Below are 16,142 nucleotides of genomic sequence, written 5' to 3' on the forward strand. Positions count from 1 at the left end.
CCCCTAGGTCCGCCCGCCCCTCCACCATGGCCGCCCGCAGCAACACCGGCGTGTTCGCCGCCTGCAGCACCTGGGCCCAGGTCAGCTCCCGCCCGCGCCGCATCCGGCGTCCCTCGCGGATCATGGCCGCCCAGGACAGCCCGGACAGGCGCTTGAACCTGGCCCCGTTCACCACGGCCCTGGCCAGCCGGGAACGTTCGAGCGAGGCCACGAAGGGGGTGCTGAGCACCCGGTGCGGCACCCCGTCCACCTTGGTCGTCACCACGGTCTCCCGCGCCGCCAGGTAGAGCTTCTTCACCTCGTCGGGCACCGGAGAGTCGCTGGTCAGCAGGAACCGGGTGCCCATCGCGATCCCGCACGCCCCGTACGCCAGCGCCGCCACCAGCCCCCGCCCGTCGAAGAAGCCGCCGGCCGCGATCACCGGGATGTCCACCGCGTCCACCACCTGGGGGAGCAGCAGAGTCGTGGCGACCTGGCCGGTGTGGCCGCCGCCCTCGCCGCCCTGGACGATCACGGCGTCCACGCCCCACTCGGCCACCTTCTCCGCATGGCGGCGGGCCCCGACCGAGGGGATCGTCACCACCCCCGCATCCTTGAGGCGGGCGATCAGGTCCCGTCTGGGCGCCTGGGCCAACGACGCCACCCGCACGCCCTCCCGCACCATCACCTCGACCCGCTCGGCCGCGTCGTCGGCGTCGGAGCGGATGTTCACCCCGAACGGCGCCTCCGTGCGCTCCTTCACCCGCCGGATGGCCCCGGTCATCTCGGCGACCGACAGGGTGGCGGCGCCGATCACGCCCAGCCCGCCCGCCTGCGAGGTGGCCGCCGCCAGCCGCGCGCCCGCGACGTACCCCATCCCGGTCTGCACGATCGGATACCGGCAGCCGACCAGGGACGTCAGCGCGGTTCTCACGATGCCACCTCGCGGTCGCGGGTCCTGGAGGGGTCGAGCCGGTCCAGGACACGCAGCTCCTCGGGGTCCGGCTCCCGCGTCACCGGGACGTCGCCGTCGATCACGAGGTCGAAGCCGGTCGCGGCCACCACGTCGTCGACCGTCACCCCGGGATGCACGGACGCGAGCCGCATCGACCCGTCAGGAGCGCGGAAGTCCAGCACTGCCAGGTTGGTCACGACGCGGCGCAACTCGAAGGCCCCGCGATCGGTGCCGAGGCCGCTCACCATGTCCACCTTCGGAACGAAGACCCGAGGGCTGTGCCGGGGGATCCAGTAGCTCGTCGGGTCACAGCGCGTGTTCCCAGGCGCGCCCCGCACGCCCAGGAGCTGCGTCTTGGGCCGGGCCCAATCGCCGATGCAGGAGATGTTCGTGTTGCCGTACCGGTCGATCTGGCTCGCGCCGAGCATGACGTGCCGCCGCCCGTTCAGCACCAGCCACAGATGCTCCCTGAACGGCAGCCACCCCTCCACCACCTCGGGCGCCCGCCCCAGCGCGGGCACGTCCCCGGTGAGCAGGCAGACGCCGTCGTGCGTGAGCAGATCCGGCTCGAACGTCAGCCGCGCCAGCCGCGCCCCCAGCACCGTGACCGCCCCGCCGATCCCGGCCGCCAGGATCTCCCCGTCGCCCCTGAACGCCTCCGCGCACGCCACCACGCAGACATCAGCCCTGCTGCTCATTGTGAAACTCCTTTGGCCGTGGATACCCGCTTTCCAGACGGGGAGGAAACGCGAGGCGATGCCAAACAGTGGTTGATTGGATACTCTCAGTTGAGATATTGTTTCGAACGTGCGTACGGCTTACAAGGTCCGGGCCTACCCCCCTCCCGGACAGGCGGCGGTGCTGAACCGCACCTTTGGCTGCGTGCGCGTGGTGTGGAACCGCACCCTCGCCTGGCGCCATGCCCGCTGGCACACTCAGCGGGTGAAGACCGGCTTCACTCAGGCCAACGCACACCTGACTGCGATGAAAGCCGACCCCGAGACAGCCTGGCTGAACCAGGTGTCCTCGGTTCCGCTGCAGCAGGCCGTCCGCCACCAGCAGGTCGCCTTCGCCAACTTCTTCGCCGGGCGCGCTCGCTACCCCCGGTATAAGTCCCGCACTGGCCGTCAGTCCGCCGAATACACCCGATCGGGGTTCCGCTACCGCGACGGCCACCTGTTCCTGGCCAAGATGGACACCCCGCTGGCGTTCGTGTGGTCCTGGCCGGAGGTGGACCCCGCCTCGATCAACCCGACTACGGTGACTGTTTCCCGTGACCCGTGCGGACGCTGGTACCTCTCCTTCGCCGTCGACGTCGCCGATCCCGCCCAGGCCCCGCCAGCCGGCGCGATGGTGGGCGTCGACCTGGGGGTAACCGACTTCGCGGTCACCTCCGAAGGGGAGAAGATCGCAAACCCTCGGCATCTGGAACGCAAGGCCCGAAGGCTGGCCCGCTACCAGCGGCGCATGGCTCGCAAACAACGTGGGAGCAACAACAGGGCAAAGGCCAAGGCCAAGGTCGCCCGCGCGCACCGCAAGGTCCGCGCGTCCCGGACCGACTTCCTGCACAAGACCTCCGCCCGGCTGGTCCGCGACCATGATGTGATCGTGATCGAGGACCTGGCGGTGACGAACATGGTCCGCAACCGGAACCTGGCCAAGGCCATCTCCGACTGCGGCTGGGGCGAGTTCCGCCGCCAACTGCAGTACAAGACCGCCACTTACGGGCGGCACCTGATCGTGATCGACCGCTGGTATCCCTCGTCCAAGACATGCTCCACTTGCGGGCACCTGCTCGCTGAACTGAGCCTTTCCGCTCGGACGTGGCGCTGCCCATCCTGCGGCACCCTGCATGACAGGGACGTCAACGCCGCGAAGAACATCCTGGCGGCAGGTCTTGCCGTGTCGGCCTGTGGAGCTGACATCAGACCGCAAGGGCCCTCCCTTCGGCAGTCGGCGCTGAAGCAGGAACCCCAGCCCGCGAGGGCCGGAATCTCCGCCCTTCGGGGCGTGGACTAGTCAACGACACCCGTCTCCACGTAACGCCGCTGCCGCTCCTCGTCGCGCCCGTAGTCCGGCTCGCACGAGGTGAACCCGGCCCCGCCCGGGGCCTCCACCACGCCCGTCACCATCGCCCTGCTGATCAGGAGCGACTGCACCGGCCCTTCCTTCAGCAGGTCGGCGGTGTCCACGATGCGCTCGCACGAGACGTAGCAGCGCGTCGCCGCCTTCGCGTAAAGGTCGTCGAAGTACGGATCCGGGCCCAGGTATTGGGCGTTGCCGCGGGCGTCGGCCCGGTTCATGTGGATCAGAGCCACGTCCATGGTCAGCGCCGGGACCGCGACGAGCTCCTCCCCGTCCTCGTACGGCGACCGCACCGTCCGCAGCCCCGGGTTGACCCGCATCACGTCCGACCCCATCCCCGCCCGCGTCGGCAGGAACGGCAGCCGGTGCGCGCCCGCCAGCAGCCCGAACATGAACATGCCCTCGTCATACTCGGCGAACTCGATCTCCCCGGCCTGCCTGGCCCGCCGGAAATGGGGCTCGAGCGGGATGGTGTCGAGCGTGACGAACGGCGCCACGACCTTGCGCACCTTCCCGGCCGCGCACAACATGCCGACGTCCGGCCCGCCGTACGAGACGATCGTGAGATCCCGGACGGGGGAGCGGAGGATGGCCGACACCAGGGCCATGGGCTTGCGCCGCGAGCCCCAGCCGCCGATCCCGACCGTCATCCCGCTCTCCAGCGCGCCCGCGACCTGCTCGGCGGACATCACCTTGCTCACGTGAATCGCTCCCTGTGCCGGTCGCCGGCGCCCATGAGGTTCAGCTCGAAGGTGAAACCCTGCTCGAAGCGGTAGCTGCGCTTGACGTCCACGGGATCGATGCCGTTGAGCGACTCCTTGGCGCGGCGGATGACGTACGGGTCCTTGGCGGCGATCTGCCCGGCCACCTCCATCGCCACGTCCCGCAGCTTGTCGCGGGGCGCGACCTCGAGCACCGACCCGAACGCGTGCAACTCGGCGGCGGTGACATTCCTGCAGGTGTAGACCATGGCCCGCATCAGGTGCTGGGGCACCAGCCTGGCCAGGTGCGTGGCCGCGCCGAGCGCGCCACGGTCCACCTCGGGCAGCCCGAAGTAGGCGTCGTCGGCGGCCACCACGATGTCGGCGTTCCCGGCCAGCCCGACGCCGCCGCCCAGGCAGTGCCCGTGGACCGCCGCCACGACCGGCACCGCGCACTCGTAGACGGCCGCGAACGCCGCGTAGCAGGCCCGGTTGACCCCGACCAAGGCCTCGTACCCGTCGGCGTCCCGCAACTCCTTGATGTCGACTCCGGCGTTGAACCCGCGTCCCTCGGCCCGCAACACGACCACCCTGGTCCCGGGGTCGTCCCCGGCCGTCCGCACGGCCTCGGCCAGCTCTTCCCAGCCCCGCACGGTCAACGCGTTCACCGGCGGCACGTCGACGACGACCTCGGCGATCGGCCCCGCCCGCAGCGTGATGCCCATACAACTCCCTGATGGCTTCACCTAACGCTTGCTTGGTACGGTAGCATCCGTGACCGCGACTTACGACTACACGGGCAAGTCCGTCCTGGTGACCGGCGGGACCAAGGGCATCGGCGCGGGCGTCGCACGGGCCTTCCAGGAGGCGGGGGCCGACGTCACCGTGTGCGCCCGGACGCGGCCTGCGAGCGACGCCTTCCGGTTCGTCAAGGCCGACGTGCGGGCCCCCGAGGACGTCGAGCGGCTCGTGGCCGGGTTCGACCGGCTCGACGTGGTGGTCAACAACGCGGGCGGCTCGCCGTACGCGCCGCTTGAGGGCACCTCGCCGCGCCTGCACGCCCGTGTCATCGAGCTCAACCTGACGGCCCCGCTGCTGGTCGCGCAGTACGCCTACCCGCTGCTCGTCGCCGCCCGCGGGACGGTGGTGATGATCGGCAGCTCCAGCGGCACCCGTCCCTCGCCGGGCACCTCCGCGTACGGCGCCGCCAAGGCCGGCCTGCACCACCTGGCCCGCTGCCTGGCCGCCGAGTGGGCCCCCGACGTGCGGGTCAACACGGTCGTCGTCGGCCTCGCCGCCACGGAGAGCGCCGCGGGCCACTACGGCGAGCACGGCGACGGGAAGCTGGGCGCGGCCATCCCGGCCGGCCGCCTGGCCACGCCGGCGGACGTGGCCCGGGCATGCCTGTGGCTGGCCGCGCCCGGCTACGTCACGGGCGCGGAGGTGCGGGTGGACGGCGGCGGCGAGATCCCGTACTGGCGCCACCTGGCCGGCGAGCTCACCCCCACAGAGCGCCCGCCATCAGGGGGCTCGCCATCAGGGGGCTCGCCATCAGGGGGCTCGCCATCAGGGGGCCCGCCATCAGGGGGCCCGCCATAGAGGGCCTGCCGTCCTCCGGGCACGCGCACTCCAGGCCGGAGAGCGCGCCCCGGAGCTCGTCAGGCCGGGCGCCGGCGTCCTCGTGACCGGCGCCCTGCCGCGGTCACGGGCTGAGCGACCAGGCGTGGAAGATCGTCGTGTGCCGGAACGACGAGGCGGTGCCGTCGAACCCGTACGTCCCCCGCCACGACAGCGGATCCTGCTGCTCACCCACGACGGTGATGGTGCTGGCGCAGCTGCCCTGGCCCTTCCTGGTGGCGTTCAGCAGGAGCTGATCACCGAGTTGGCCGCCGGTGACGGCCCACGGCGCGCCGCAGATCCCCGACTTGATGGTGCCGCTGACGACCTGGAACGGGTAGGTGTTCGGGTCGATCTCGAGGTCGATGACGAAGATCGCCGACCCGTTGCGCAGCTCCACGTAGGCGTTGATGGTGGCGGCTTTCTGCGCGGCGACGGACTCCGCGAAGGACTTGGCCTGTCCTCCGGTGGCGTCGTAGAAGGCCCGGTCGGCCGCCTTGGTTGACTGAGGCATGGTGCTTCTCTCCTCCGACACCGCACCGCTGCGGCGTCTCAACGATTAAAGGAGCGTCTCGGCGATCTCGACGCGGAGCAGGCTGCGTACGTGCTCGATGTGGTTGACGATGGTGACCTGGACGGAGCCGGCGAAGAGCAGGCCCATGGCCACGTTGTCCAGGCTCGTGACGAGCGAGCCCGAGTCGCCGCCCGCCGACATCGCGGTCGTGACGATCTGGTCGCGGAAGCGGCCGACGCCGAACCCGTAGCTCACGTCGATCGTGGCGTCCACCGCGATGACGCGGCCCAGCGTCAGGTTCGTCGTCCGCCCGACCTTCTTGACCAGGTCGCCGACGGAGACATTGGCCTTGCGCCGCCAGCCCCTGGGCGCGGAGTTGAAGTAGATCTCCCTGCTGGCGTCCTGGAACTGCACCTCACCGATCGCGGCGTCCACGATGTTGTTGTGGCTGGTCAGCGGGATGCCCGGCGTGAGGTCGATCGGGATGAACCTGGACAGGATGGCGATCCGGTCCTGCGGGTCGACGCCGCCGTCGAACCGGCCGGGCTGCACGATCGCGCTGCCCGCGGGAGCGCGGTTGGAGTCGGCCAGGACGTGGTTGTTGCTGAGCACGTAGAACCGCGAGGGGACGCCGATCCCAGGCGCGGGCGGGTCGATGGTGGCGCCCGGCAGGAAGTCGTAGACGACGCTGCCCAGCGTGCCCGCCGTGACCTGCACGTTGCCGATGGAGAAGCCGGATGGGCAGGGCCGCATCCGCCGGATGAGCACCTGTGCGCCGGCCTCGGTCGCCGCGCCGTCGCCGCGGGGGGCCGCGGGAGCGCTCGTGTACTGGGCGGCGGGTGTGCTCATCGCCTGGGACGAGCCCATCTGCTGCTCGGCGACGACGTGGCCGACCCTGACCACGTCGATGGTCGTCCCGTCGCCCATGCGCTGGGGGAGCAGGTCCTGCTCCCTGAGCATGGTGGGCGGGAGCTTCTGCGAGACGAAGACGAGCAGCGCCGGCTCACCGGTCGGCTGCCCGTTCGTCCACTTGACCCCCTGGCCGAACCCCACGACGTTGCTCGGCCGCGTCTCGGGATCCATCAGCGTCTGGGCCGCCTGTTCCCTGGCGGCGTCGGACAGGCGATATCCCTGGGATCCGCGCATCAGTTCTGGCTGGCTCACGGCCAACCACCTCCTACCTGGAAGGAGTTCCGGGTGCGGTGATGCTCACTGGGCCGTGGGGGTGCCGATCTCCATGACCTTGACGGGCACGCCGTCCAGCTCGGCCGGGATTCCGGACGAGGCCATGTGGGTGACGTAGACGACGATCACGTCCTCGTCCGCATCGCCCTTGCCGGTGGAGACACCGGTGACGTTCGGGATGGCGAGGAGCGCGTCCTCGTGCCGTCTTCTGATCTCATGCACGTCCATCCAGGGCCCTTCGCTGAGATCTGCCGCCCTTGGAGCGTAGATGTCCGGAGCACCCGCAGATTCAGGGACTCGCCTAGGGAAAACCCCAGCTTTCTCCCTTGCCCTTGGTCAGGGGGTCCCTGGGCTCAGCGCATGGTGGACCGGGCCGTGGGGCGCAGGCGGATGCGCTGCGGGGCGGCGGTCAGGCGCTGCTTCAACATCGGCAGATCCACCTGCCGCTCGTCGTCGGGCGTGTCGAACCGGGCGAACCACACGAAGACCTGCTCCCCAGTACGGACCGGCAGCCGCGGGAAGGTGTTCTCCGCGTGCTCGCTCTCGAACGCCGCCACCACCGGCACCCCGGCCTCGGCCAGCACGGGAGCGACCTCCGCTGCGAAGAAGCCGGCGAAGTCCTCCTCGACGTGGCAGATCGTGGCGACGTACAAGGACGGCGGGAGATCGGCCGCGCCGACGGGCGGCCGCTCCTGGACGGGCGGCTCCACCAGGGCGCGGAGGAGCAGCACGTCGTCGGAGTCGATCATCGTGGCGTTGGCGGCGTCGCGGTTGGCCTGCCACACGGGCCCGCCGTAGAAGGCCTCGAGGGCGGCCTTTCTGGCCGGCATGTCGGGAAAGGCCCGCAGCCAGGGGAACATGCCGGGCGCGTCCGGGTTGCGGAAGGACCCGGGGATCCGCATGCCGGCCGCCTCCTGCGCCTCGATGAACTCCCGCTCGAACAGCTCGATGAGCGTGTCGCGCCGCCCAGGGCGCATCGTGTACTGCCGCAGCTCGTAGATCATGCCGCGACGTTAAGCCCGGGTCGCTGACATCCCGTGTCAGCGTATGTGCCGAACAATATTCTGATTACTTTGAGCTACCAATTGACAACACACAGTTATAAGCTCGCATCGACCTTGATCTCCGAGGGCCAAGGAAGCTCAAAGGCCCCGAGGGCGAAGGAGCAGATGTGATCCGAAGAGTGTGCGCCGCCGCGGCCATGGTGGCAGCGGTCGCGAGTGGCGCGCTCCCTGCTGTCCCCGCGCACGCTGACGGCTGGTCCGGGCATTGTGGCGACCGTTCCTGGTCCTACAACTGGAGCGGCAACAGCGGCTCGTCCCAGTCGGGAAACAACTTCGGCGACGTCTCGGCCGCCAACCGCGGCGAGGGCGCCTCGACCAACGTCAACAACGTCAACGGCATCGCCTCGACCGCCACGCACGGCGGCATCACGGTGACGTACATCTTCGGCTGACCGAAAGGACATCGACATGATGAAGAAGCTCTGCGTGACCGGTCTCATCGTCACCGCCGCGGCCGGTGCCGCACTCCTGCCCGCCGCCGCGTACGCGGACGTCAACGCGGGCAACTCCAGCTCCAACAGGTCCTCGTCCCAGTCCGGCAACAACTTCGGCAACGTCGTCAACGTCAACGTGAGCGGCCACGGCGCGACCAGCGTCAACAACGTCAACGGCAACGCCGTCACGGCTAGCGACGGCAGCCGCGCGAGCATCGACGACATCGTCGACTAGCCCGCGAGCCCCCCAGCGAGCCAGGCCCCCACCCGGCCTGGCTCGCGCCGTTCGCGCTAGCCCTGGTCCTTCACCCAGAGCCGCAGCAGCCCCCTGAAGTGCTCGACGAACTGATCGTGCTCGTTCTCCGGATACGTGGTCTTCACCGTGTCCACCAGCAGCCGGTCGAACTCAGGCCCGGCGACCCACTCCAGCACCACGTCGTCGAGGTGCCCCAGATGCGTCTGGCAGAACTCGTCGTATCGCTCGGTCTCGAAATACCTGTCCGCCAGCTTCCGGTACTCCGCCAGCCGTTCCTCGTACGTCCCGGTGACCGCGAAGTAGTCGTGCGTCTCCAGGTCGATCCGCGGCCTGCGCCGGGTGGCCACGCAGAAGACGCACCACTTCACCAGCGTCTTGATGGCCCAGGGGAAGTAGTAGTGCAGGCTCGTCAGCGCCACGTCGGGGCAGGCGTTGGCGTAGTCGATCGGGTGCACGCCGGCGCCCTTGATCAGGGTCTCGCAGGAGTTGAACTCCCACCGGAAGAACGCGTTCACCAGCCGCCCGATCGTCACGACCTCCTCGCCGGCGGCCGGGGACAGGAACCCGTGGTCGACGGCGTACCTGGCGTGCATCGGCTCCTCGGGCCTGAACCGCATCACCATCGTCTCGGCCCCGATCGACAGCGACCTGGCGAAGGCGTCGTACCCCTGGATGGCCTGCTGCAGGTGCATGAGCATCTCGCCGCTCGCGTCGTAGGCCCGGTGCAGCTCGTCCTTGTCGCGCACGAGGGACACACCGCGCCAGGCCCCGCCGTCGTACGGCTTCATGAAGAGGGGGTACCCGATCCGCTCGGCCACCTCGTCCAGGTCGAAGGGCTGGTTGTAGCGGGCCGCGGTGTAGGCGTACCTGGCGTTGTCGGGCGGGTTCTTGTACGGCACCAGCACCGTCTCCGGCACCTTCAGTCCGAGCCGCATCATCGCGCAGTACGCGGCGTGCTTCTCCATCGACTGGAACGTGAACGGGCTGTTGAGCAGATAGACGTCGTCCATCATGGAGATCTTCTTGAGCCACTCGCGCGGGTGGTAATACCAGTACGCCAGCCGATCGATCACCAGTGCGTGCCGCGGCTCGGCCCGCAGATCGAACGGCTCGATCGTGACCCGTTCCACGTCGAACTCGCCCACCCCCTTGATCGGCCCCAGCCGCCGCAACACGGTCTCGAACGCCGACGGCCAATCCTCCTCGGTCCCCAGCAGCAGCCCGATCAGATGTCGCACGGGGGTTTCCTCCGCTCCCGCCCGCGGGTCAGACGCCAGGAAGGCGGCCGTTGCGGAACAAATCGACGAACCTTTGATGGTCTTCCCGGGCCTGTGCCCCATAACGGTGGGCGAAATCCACCAAAACCCCGATAAATCCGACTCGATCGCCGTCGATCACCGCCACGATCGCCTCCTCCGTCGAGAAGTCGACGAGGTCGTGGCTGGACTCGTCGTCGGCCACCGCGTGCATGCGCGCCACCGCCCGCCCCAGGTCCCGCATGATCGAGCGCAGCTCGTCCGGCTCGTTCACGTCGTCCCAGTCCAGATCGGCGGAGTACGGCGACACCTCGGCCACGAGCTGCCCCACCCCGCCGAGCGTCGTGTAGCCCAGCCAGGGATCGGCGTACGCCTGCAGCGCCCGCTGCGACTCCGCCGTGCGATGCCCCTGGTGCAGGAAGTAGGAGACCACCTTCTCGTCGGGCACGTGCCGCGCCACGGCCGGCACCGCCGCCTGCTTCATGTAGAGGACGACGTCGTTCTCCAGCGCCTGCGAGCGCCCTTCGAGCAGCAGGTTGTACGACGGCAGCCCGGCCGACCCGATGCCCACGCCCTTACGCAGCGCCACGTCCTTGATCACGTGCTCGACCGGGTTCACCTGCGCGGGCAGCGTGGTCAGGTAGTCCTCGAACGCGGCCAGCACGCCGTCCCTGGTCGCGTCGTCCACCGCCGTCCGCCCCTCCATGAGCGCGAAGCGCCGGTCGTAGTCGTCGATCACGGTCTCCACGTCGAGCAGCGCCACCCGCGTGTTGAGCCGCGCCGTCTGCAGCACCCGATGCAGCACGCCCGAGGTGGTGTCCAGGGTGAGCGCGCCGATCGCGTCGTCGCCACCGGCCGCGAGTCCGCCCAGCTCGTCCAGGTACGCCCTGGCGAAGTCGGTCACCAGCACGCCGATCGTGTCGTCGGACAGCGCCTTGGCGTACCCGATGAGCGCCACGCTGGCGGCGAAGCGTTTGAGGTCCCAGATGTACGGGCCCACGTACGCCTCGTCGAAGTCGTTGACGTTGAAGACGAGGACGCCGGAGGCGTTCATGTACGTGCCGAAGTTCTCCGCGTGCAGGTCGCCGTGGATCCAGACGCGGCTGGTGGGGGCGTCGAGGTAGGCGTCGTCGGCGTACGTGCCGGTCATGTCCGCGTAGAAGAGGCATGCGCTGCCGCGGTAGAAGGCGAAGGGGGAGGCCGCCATTTTCCGAAATTTCCGCCTAAAAGCGGCGGGGTCTTGCTTGATCGACTCGCCGAACTCCGTCATGAGGACATCGAGCAGGAAAGAGGAGCGTGGGCCCATAATCCGGACAGTAGATCTGGAACCGCTTGCCGCCTAGCCTGATCTTTCCCTGACAGGGGCGGTCAGGGGTGCTGGGAGGACACCGAGACCACCTCGCCCGTCATGTACGACGAGTAGTCGCTGGCCAGGAAGACGATCACGTTCGCCACCTCCCACGGCTCCGCCGACCGCCCGAACGCCTCCTTGGCCGCCAGCTCCGCCAGCAGCTCCTCGCTCGTCACCTTCGCCAGGAACGGATGCACCGCCAGCGACGGCGCCACCGCGTTGACCCGCACGCCGTGCTCGGCAGCCTCCAGCGCCACGCACCTGGTCAACGCCATGACCCCGGCTTTGGCGGCGGCGTAGTGCGCCTGACCGTGCTGGGCCCGCCAGCCGATGACGGAGGCGTTGTTGACGATGACGCCGGAGCCCTGGCCGATCATGTGCCGCAGGGCGGCCCTCGTGCAGCGCATGGTGCCGTTGAGGGTGACGTCGATGACCGCGTGCCACTGGTCGTCGGTCATCTCGGCCAGCGGCGCCGTACCGCCGAGTCCGGCGTTGTTGACCACTACGTCGAGCCGGCCGTGCGCCTCGACCACCGCGTCGAACAGCGCCAGCACCTGGGCCTCCGACGTCACGTCGCACGGGACGGCGAGCGGCTTGACGCCGGTGAGCTCGGTCAGCGCGGCGGCGGCGGCGGCCAGCCGGCGCTCATGGCGGTCCGAGACCACGATCGTGGCGCCTTCCTCGGCGCAGCGGCGGGCGGTCGCGTAACCGATGCCCGCGCCGGCGGCCGCCGTCACCAGCGTCACCTTGCCGTCGAGCAGTCCGTGCGCCTTGGGGTACGCCGGGGTCATCGTTTCTCCCCTCACCGCGGCAGTCCCAGAGTGCGCTCGGCGATGATGTTCCGCTGGATCTCGCTGGAACCGGCATAGATCGTGTCGGCGCGGCTGAACAGGTAGAGCCGCTGCAGGTCGTTCAGCTCGCCGACCAGCCCGGCCTTGCCCTGGACGGCCATCGCGAGCTCGCCGAGCCGGCGATGCCACTCCGACCAGTAGAGCTTGGCGATCGACACCTCCGGCCCCGGGTCGGGGCGCACCATCCTGAGCGCGTTGAGCCGCATGATCTCCAGCTCCAGCCACGACCGCACGAGGCGGTCATGCAGCACCGGATCGTCGGCCGCGCCGGTCCGCTTCGCCGTCTCGATCACCCTGGCCAGCTCGCGGCGGAAGCCGATCTGCTGCCCGAGCGTGGACGCGCCGCGCTCGTAGCCGAGCGTGGCCATCGCGACCCGCCAGCCGTCGCCGGGCGCGCCGAGCACGTTGCCCGCCGCCGTGCGCGCGCCGTCGAAGAACACCTCGTTGAACTCCGACGTCCCGGTCAGCTGCACGATCGGCCGCACGGTCACGCCGGGCTGCCGCATGGGCACCAGCAGGTACGACAGCCCGCGGTGCCGCTGCGAGCCCGGCTCGGTACGGCACAACACGAAGCACCAGTCGGCCACGTGGGCCAGGGAGGTCCACACCTTCTGGCCGGTGATCACCCACTGGCCGTCTTCGAGATGGGCCTTGGTCTGGACTCCGGCCAGGTCGGAGCCGGCCTCGGGCTCGGAGTAACCCTGGCACCACAGCTCCTCGCCCCGCTGGATCGGCGGCAGGAACCGGGCCTTCTGCTCGTCGGTGCCGAATTCGAGGATCGTCGGGCCGATCAGGCCCTCGCCGATGTGGCCCACCCGGGCGGGGGCGTCGGCTCTGGCGTACTCCTCGTGGAAGGCCACTTGGTCCTCCAGCGAGGCGGCGCGCCCGCCGTACCGCTCCGGCCAGCCGAGGCAGGTCCAGCCGTTCTTGCCGAGGTGGCGCTCCCAGGCCACCCGGAGCTCGTGCCCCTCGTGCTCGCGCCCGGGTCCGCCCATACCCGAGCTCCGGCGGGCCGCGGCGAACTCGCCGCCGAGCGCCTCCTCCAGCCAGGCCCGCGCCTCCTCGCGGAAGCCGGGGGTCTCGCCCGGCTCAGGGAGTGTCAACGAATCCCCCGTTGAACGACCCGTAGCCGCCGCGGAAGAACACCAGGGGGCCGCCCTCGGCATGAGTGTCGAGCTGCAGCACCCGCGCCACCACGATCATGTGGTCGCCCGCCGCGTGCTCGGCCTCGACCGCGCAGTCGAGCCAGGCCAGCGCGCCTTCGAGCACGGGGTTGCCGCCCGGGGAGCCGGTCCACTTCAGGCCCGCGAACTTGTCGCCGCCTCGGGTCGCCATCTGGGCGCACACCGCCTGCTGATCCTCGGCCAGCACGTTGACGGTGAGGACCTTCGCGCCGCGTACCCTGGGCCAGCTCGTGCTGGTGTGGGCCACGCAGAACGCCACCAGGGGCGGGTTGAGCGAGACCGACGTGAAGGAGTTCGCGGCCAGGCCGCAGGGCCGGCCGTCCTGCGGGTCGAGAGCCGTGATCGCCACCACGCCGGTCGCGAACCTGCCGAGCACCTGACGGAAGCGCAGGCTGTCCAAATGGCCGTTCGCGCTCTGTGGGGAAGGGCCCGTCGGCATGGCGGCTCCGTTGCGAGTCCTGCGCTGATGGGGCGTCGGAAGGCTGCGGCAACCGTCCGGCGCGACGAGCCGGGCAGCGTGTGTGCTCATGGTTCCGCCTCCTAGTCCACCGGCTGCGCCTATCTTACCAAGCGCTTGCTTGGACGCTAGGGGGAATCGGGGAAACATGTCAAGTCGCATGCCGCACCGGTTGGGGTCGTGCGGTGTGCGGTCCCGCGTCGCCATACGTGCGTTGACATGGGTGAAATGTCCGGCATAGCGTGACAGATGTGGCCAAGCGCTTGCTTGATTTTTCGGACAGGACCGCGATCGCCGGCGTCGGATACACCCCCTTCACCAAGAACTCCGGCGTCAGCACCCTGACGCTGGCCTGCCGCGCCGTGCTGGCCGCCCTGGAGGACGCCGGGCTCACGGCGGACGACGTGGACGGCCTGGCCACGCACCGCGTCGGAGACTCGGCCCCGCCCACCCTGGTCGCCCCTGCGCTGGGGCTGACGGATCTGGCCTGGCACCTGGACCAGTTCGGCGGCGGCAGCGTCTCCCACGCCGTGGTCGGCCAGGCCGCGCTGGCGGTGGCGGCCGGGGTGGCCGAGGCGGTCGTCTGCTACCGGGCCATCAACGCCCGCTCCGAGTTCCGCATGGGCGGCACCGGCCGGGGCGTGCCGCTGAGCCCGGAGGTGCAGTACCAGGCGCCGTACGGGTACGTCGCGCCGCCGCAGCAGTACGCCATGTACGCCCGCGCCCACATGCTGAAGTACGGCACCAAGGCCGAGCACTTCGGGCAGCTGGCGGTCACCCAGCGCGCCAACGCCGCCAAGAATCCGCGGGCGCTCATGCGCACCCCCATCACGCTGGACGACTACCTGGCCAGCCGGTGGATCGCCGAGCCCTTCCGCCTCCTGGACTGCTGCCTGGAGACCGACGGGGCCTGCGCCGTCGTCGTCACCACGGCGGAACGCGCCCGCTCGCTGCGCCGCCCGCCGGTCCTGATCTCGGCCGCGGCCTGGGGCGGCGGCACGTCCCACCTGTCCTCTGTCGCCGCGGCCGCCGATCCCACCGTGACCGCGGCCGCCGCCCTGGCCCCGCGCCTGTACGCGCAGGCGGGGCTCGGGCCCGGAGACATCGACGTGGCGGAGATCTACGACTGCTTCACGTACTCGGTGATCGTCCAACTGGAGGACTACGGGTTCTGCGCCAAGGGGGAAGGCGGCCCGTACGTGGCCTCCGGCGCCACCTCGCTGGACGGCCCGCTGCCGGTCAACACGCACGGGGGATTCCTGTCGGAGGGATACGTGCACGGCGTCAACCACGTAGCGGAGGCGGTGTCCCAGCTCAGGGGCGACGCGGGCGACCGCCAGGTGCCGGGCGCGGAGGTGGCGCTCTCCACGGCCCAGCCCGGCTACATCCTGCCCGCCACCTCCGCCCTGATCCTCAGGAGGTCGTGATGACCTACCGGCCCGAGCCCGACCGGGACTCACAAGAGTGGTGGGAGCGGATCGCCACGCGGGAGTTCGCCGTGCAGCGGTGCGACATGTGCGGCACGACGCGCTTCCCGGCCCGGGCCTTCTGCCCGGCGTGCCGGACCGAGGCCTGGCACTGGCAGGAGGTGGAACCCGAGGGCCGGGTGGAGAGCTGGATCGTCAACCACCAGCCGTTCATGCCCGGCGCGCGGGAGCCGTACGTGGTCGTGATGGTGCGGCTGGCGGCGGTGCCGGGATGCCTGGTGTACGGGAACTGGCACGGCGAACGGCCCCCGGAGCCGGGCGAGCGGGTGCGGGCGTCCTACAACCGGATCGACGAGACCCTGACGCTGGTGAACTGGACGCCGGCCGGCGGATGAGAAGGAAGCCGGAAACGTGGATCGTTATCCACATCAGCGCAAATCCTCCCGCTAGTCGACCTTGGTCCGGAGAATGGATTCGTACCCACGAACCCCATCAGTCCCACCATGGCGAAGCTGCCCCCAGTTCGGGCTCCGAGGGTCGATGATGAGGCGTAGACGTCAACGCGGACAGCTTGATCTTGGCGGCGGACGTGAGTGGAACGGACTCGGTGACCGGCGTGGCCCCGTGGCCACGCGTGGCGATCCTGCCTGCCGTCCGTCCGTTCCTCCTCGCCGAGGCGCGGCCGCGCGGGCCGCCGGACGGGTGGATGATCCATTGGCTGGTCCCTCGGAGGAAAGCGCGCCCTGGCGGGCGTGGGGGACCCGCCAGGACGCGCTTCCTGCCCCGTGAGCGGCGGCGCCAGGACTCCGGCGAGGGATGGAGTCCT

General features: G+C 70.1%; 19 protein-coding genes. 6 read left to right on the forward strand and 13 right to left on the reverse strand.

Annotated features, from left to right (window positions below; translation table 11 throughout):
• Nucleotides 1-913: NAD(P)H-dependent flavin oxidoreductase (locus tag ETD86_RS27740; protein WP_138669103.1), on the reverse strand; the 913-nt coding region annotated here is incomplete at its 3' end.
• Entirely contained in the window at nt 910-1,632 is a 723-nt protein-coding gene (locus tag ETD86_RS27745) for a CoA-transferase subunit beta (protein ID WP_138669104.1), read from the reverse strand. The genes ETD86_RS27740 and ETD86_RS27745, both read right to left, overlap by 4 nt.
• A 109-nt stretch (nt 1,633-1,741) precedes the next feature.
• Here ETD86_RS27745 and ETD86_RS27750 point away from each other — a divergent pair, with 109 nt between their 5' ends.
• Entirely contained in the window at nt 1,742-2,953 is a 1,212-nt protein-coding gene (locus ETD86_RS27750; protein ID WP_138669105.1) for an RNA-guided endonuclease InsQ/TnpB family protein, read from the forward strand.
• Here the strand turns inward: ETD86_RS27750 and ETD86_RS27755 are convergent.
• A complete protein-coding gene (locus ETD86_RS27755) occupies nt 2,950-3,708 on the reverse strand; it encodes a CoA transferase subunit A (RefSeq protein ID WP_138669134.1) in 759 nt (252 codons plus the stop codon). The genes ETD86_RS27750 and ETD86_RS27755 overlap by 4 nt on opposite strands.
• An 8-nt stretch (nt 3,709-3,716) precedes the next feature.
• Nucleotides 3,717-4,445, reverse strand: coding sequence for an enoyl-CoA hydratase family protein (locus ETD86_RS27760; protein ID WP_138669106.1), 729 nt, complete (start codon nt 4,443-4,445; stop codon nt 3,717-3,719).
• A gap of 49 nt (nt 4,446-4,494) precedes the next feature.
• Here ETD86_RS27760 and ETD86_RS27765 point away from each other — a divergent pair, with 49 nt between their 5' ends.
• On the forward strand, nt 4,495-5,319 hold the full coding sequence (locus tag ETD86_RS27765) for an SDR family oxidoreductase (protein ID WP_138669107.1): 825 nt from the start codon (nt 4,495-4,497) through the stop codon (nt 5,317-5,319).
• Between the two features lie 103 nt (nt 5,320-5,422).
• Here ETD86_RS27765 and ETD86_RS27770 read toward each other — a convergent pair whose 3' ends face one another.
• The 4 genes from ETD86_RS27770 to ETD86_RS27785 all read right to left on the reverse strand — a co-directional run bounded on the left by ETD86_RS27770 (nt 5,423) and on the right by ETD86_RS27785 (nt 8,040).
• Nucleotides 5,423-5,851, reverse strand: coding sequence for a hypothetical protein (locus ETD86_RS27770; protein WP_138669108.1), 429 nt, complete (start codon nt 5,849-5,851; stop codon nt 5,423-5,425).
• A 45-nt stretch (nt 5,852-5,896) separates the two neighbouring features.
• Nucleotides 5,897-7,015 (reverse strand): chymotrypsin family serine protease, encoded by a 1,119-nt coding sequence (locus ETD86_RS27775; protein ID WP_211370360.1) that lies wholly within the window; start codon nt 7,013-7,015, stop codon nt 5,897-5,899.
• Nucleotides 7,016-7,060: 45 nt separating this feature from the next.
• A complete protein-coding gene (locus ETD86_RS27780) occupies nt 7,061-7,264 on the reverse strand; it encodes a hypothetical protein (protein WP_138669109.1) in 204 nt (67 codons plus the stop codon).
• A 125-nt stretch (nt 7,265-7,389) separates the two neighbouring features.
• Nucleotides 7,390-8,040 (reverse strand): NIPSNAP family protein, encoded by a 651-nt coding sequence (locus ETD86_RS27785; RefSeq protein ID WP_138669110.1) that lies wholly within the window; start codon nt 8,038-8,040, stop codon nt 7,390-7,392.
• Nucleotides 8,041-8,207: 167 nt separating this feature from the next.
• Here ETD86_RS27785 and ETD86_RS27790 point away from each other — a divergent pair, with 167 nt between their 5' ends.
• Nucleotides 8,208-8,492: a hypothetical protein gene (locus ETD86_RS27790; protein ID WP_138669111.1), complete on the forward strand. Its 285-nt coding sequence runs from the start codon at nt 8,208-8,210 to the stop codon at nt 8,490-8,492.
• Nucleotides 8,493-8,508: 16 nt separating this feature from the next.
• Nucleotides 8,509-8,769, forward strand: coding sequence for a hypothetical protein (locus ETD86_RS27795; RefSeq protein ID WP_138669112.1), 261 nt, complete (start codon nt 8,509-8,511; stop codon nt 8,767-8,769).
• Nucleotides 8,770-8,825: 56 nt separating this feature from the next.
• Here ETD86_RS27795 and ETD86_RS27800 read toward each other — a convergent pair whose 3' ends face one another.
• From ETD86_RS27800 to ETD86_RS27820, 5 genes are all read right to left on the reverse strand, one after another.
• Nucleotides 8,826-10,028 (reverse strand): ATP-grasp domain-containing protein, encoded by a 1,203-nt coding sequence (locus ETD86_RS27800; protein WP_138669113.1) that lies wholly within the window; start codon nt 10,026-10,028, stop codon nt 8,826-8,828.
• Nucleotides 10,029-10,056: 28 nt separating this feature from the next.
• Entirely contained in the window at nt 10,057-11,352 is a 1,296-nt protein-coding gene (locus tag ETD86_RS27805; RefSeq protein WP_138669114.1) for a DUF2252 domain-containing protein, read from the reverse strand.
• 62 nt (nt 11,353-11,414) lie between these two features.
• Nucleotides 11,415-12,188 carry an SDR family oxidoreductase gene (locus ETD86_RS27810; protein ID WP_138669115.1) on the reverse strand — a complete coding sequence of 258 codons (774 nt, stop codon included), beginning with the start codon at nt 12,186-12,188 and terminating at the stop codon, nt 11,415-11,417.
• An 11-nt stretch (nt 12,189-12,199) separates the two neighbouring features.
• Nucleotides 12,200-13,351, reverse strand: a complete 1,152-nt coding sequence (locus ETD86_RS27815) for an acyl-CoA dehydrogenase family protein (RefSeq protein WP_246148281.1) — start codon at nt 13,349-13,351, stop codon at nt 12,200-12,202.
• A complete protein-coding gene (locus tag ETD86_RS27820; protein ID WP_425465664.1) occupies nt 13,338-13,961 on the reverse strand; it encodes a flavin reductase family protein in 624 nt (207 codons plus the stop codon). The genes ETD86_RS27815 and ETD86_RS27820 overlap by 14 nt, the downstream gene beginning before the upstream one ends.
• Before the next feature lie 179 nt (nt 13,962-14,140).
• Here ETD86_RS27820 and ETD86_RS27825 point away from each other — a divergent pair, with 179 nt between their 5' ends.
• Nucleotides 14,141-15,316, forward strand: a complete 1,176-nt coding sequence (locus ETD86_RS27825) for a thiolase C-terminal domain-containing protein (protein WP_246148283.1) — start codon at nt 14,141-14,143, stop codon at nt 15,314-15,316.
• On the forward strand, nt 15,316-15,711 hold the full coding sequence (locus ETD86_RS27830) for a Zn-ribbon domain-containing OB-fold protein (RefSeq protein WP_246148286.1): 396 nt from the start codon (nt 15,316-15,318) through the stop codon (nt 15,709-15,711). Before ETD86_RS27825 ends, ETD86_RS27830 begins: the two co-directional genes overlap by 1 nt.
• Nucleotides 15,712-16,142 lie beyond the last annotated feature (431 nt).

This window comes from Nonomuraea turkmeniaca, from assembly GCF_005889735.1.
In the GTDB taxonomy this organism is placed as follows: Bacteria; Actinomycetota; Actinomycetes; order Streptosporangiales; family Streptosporangiaceae; genus Nonomuraea; species Nonomuraea turkmeniaca.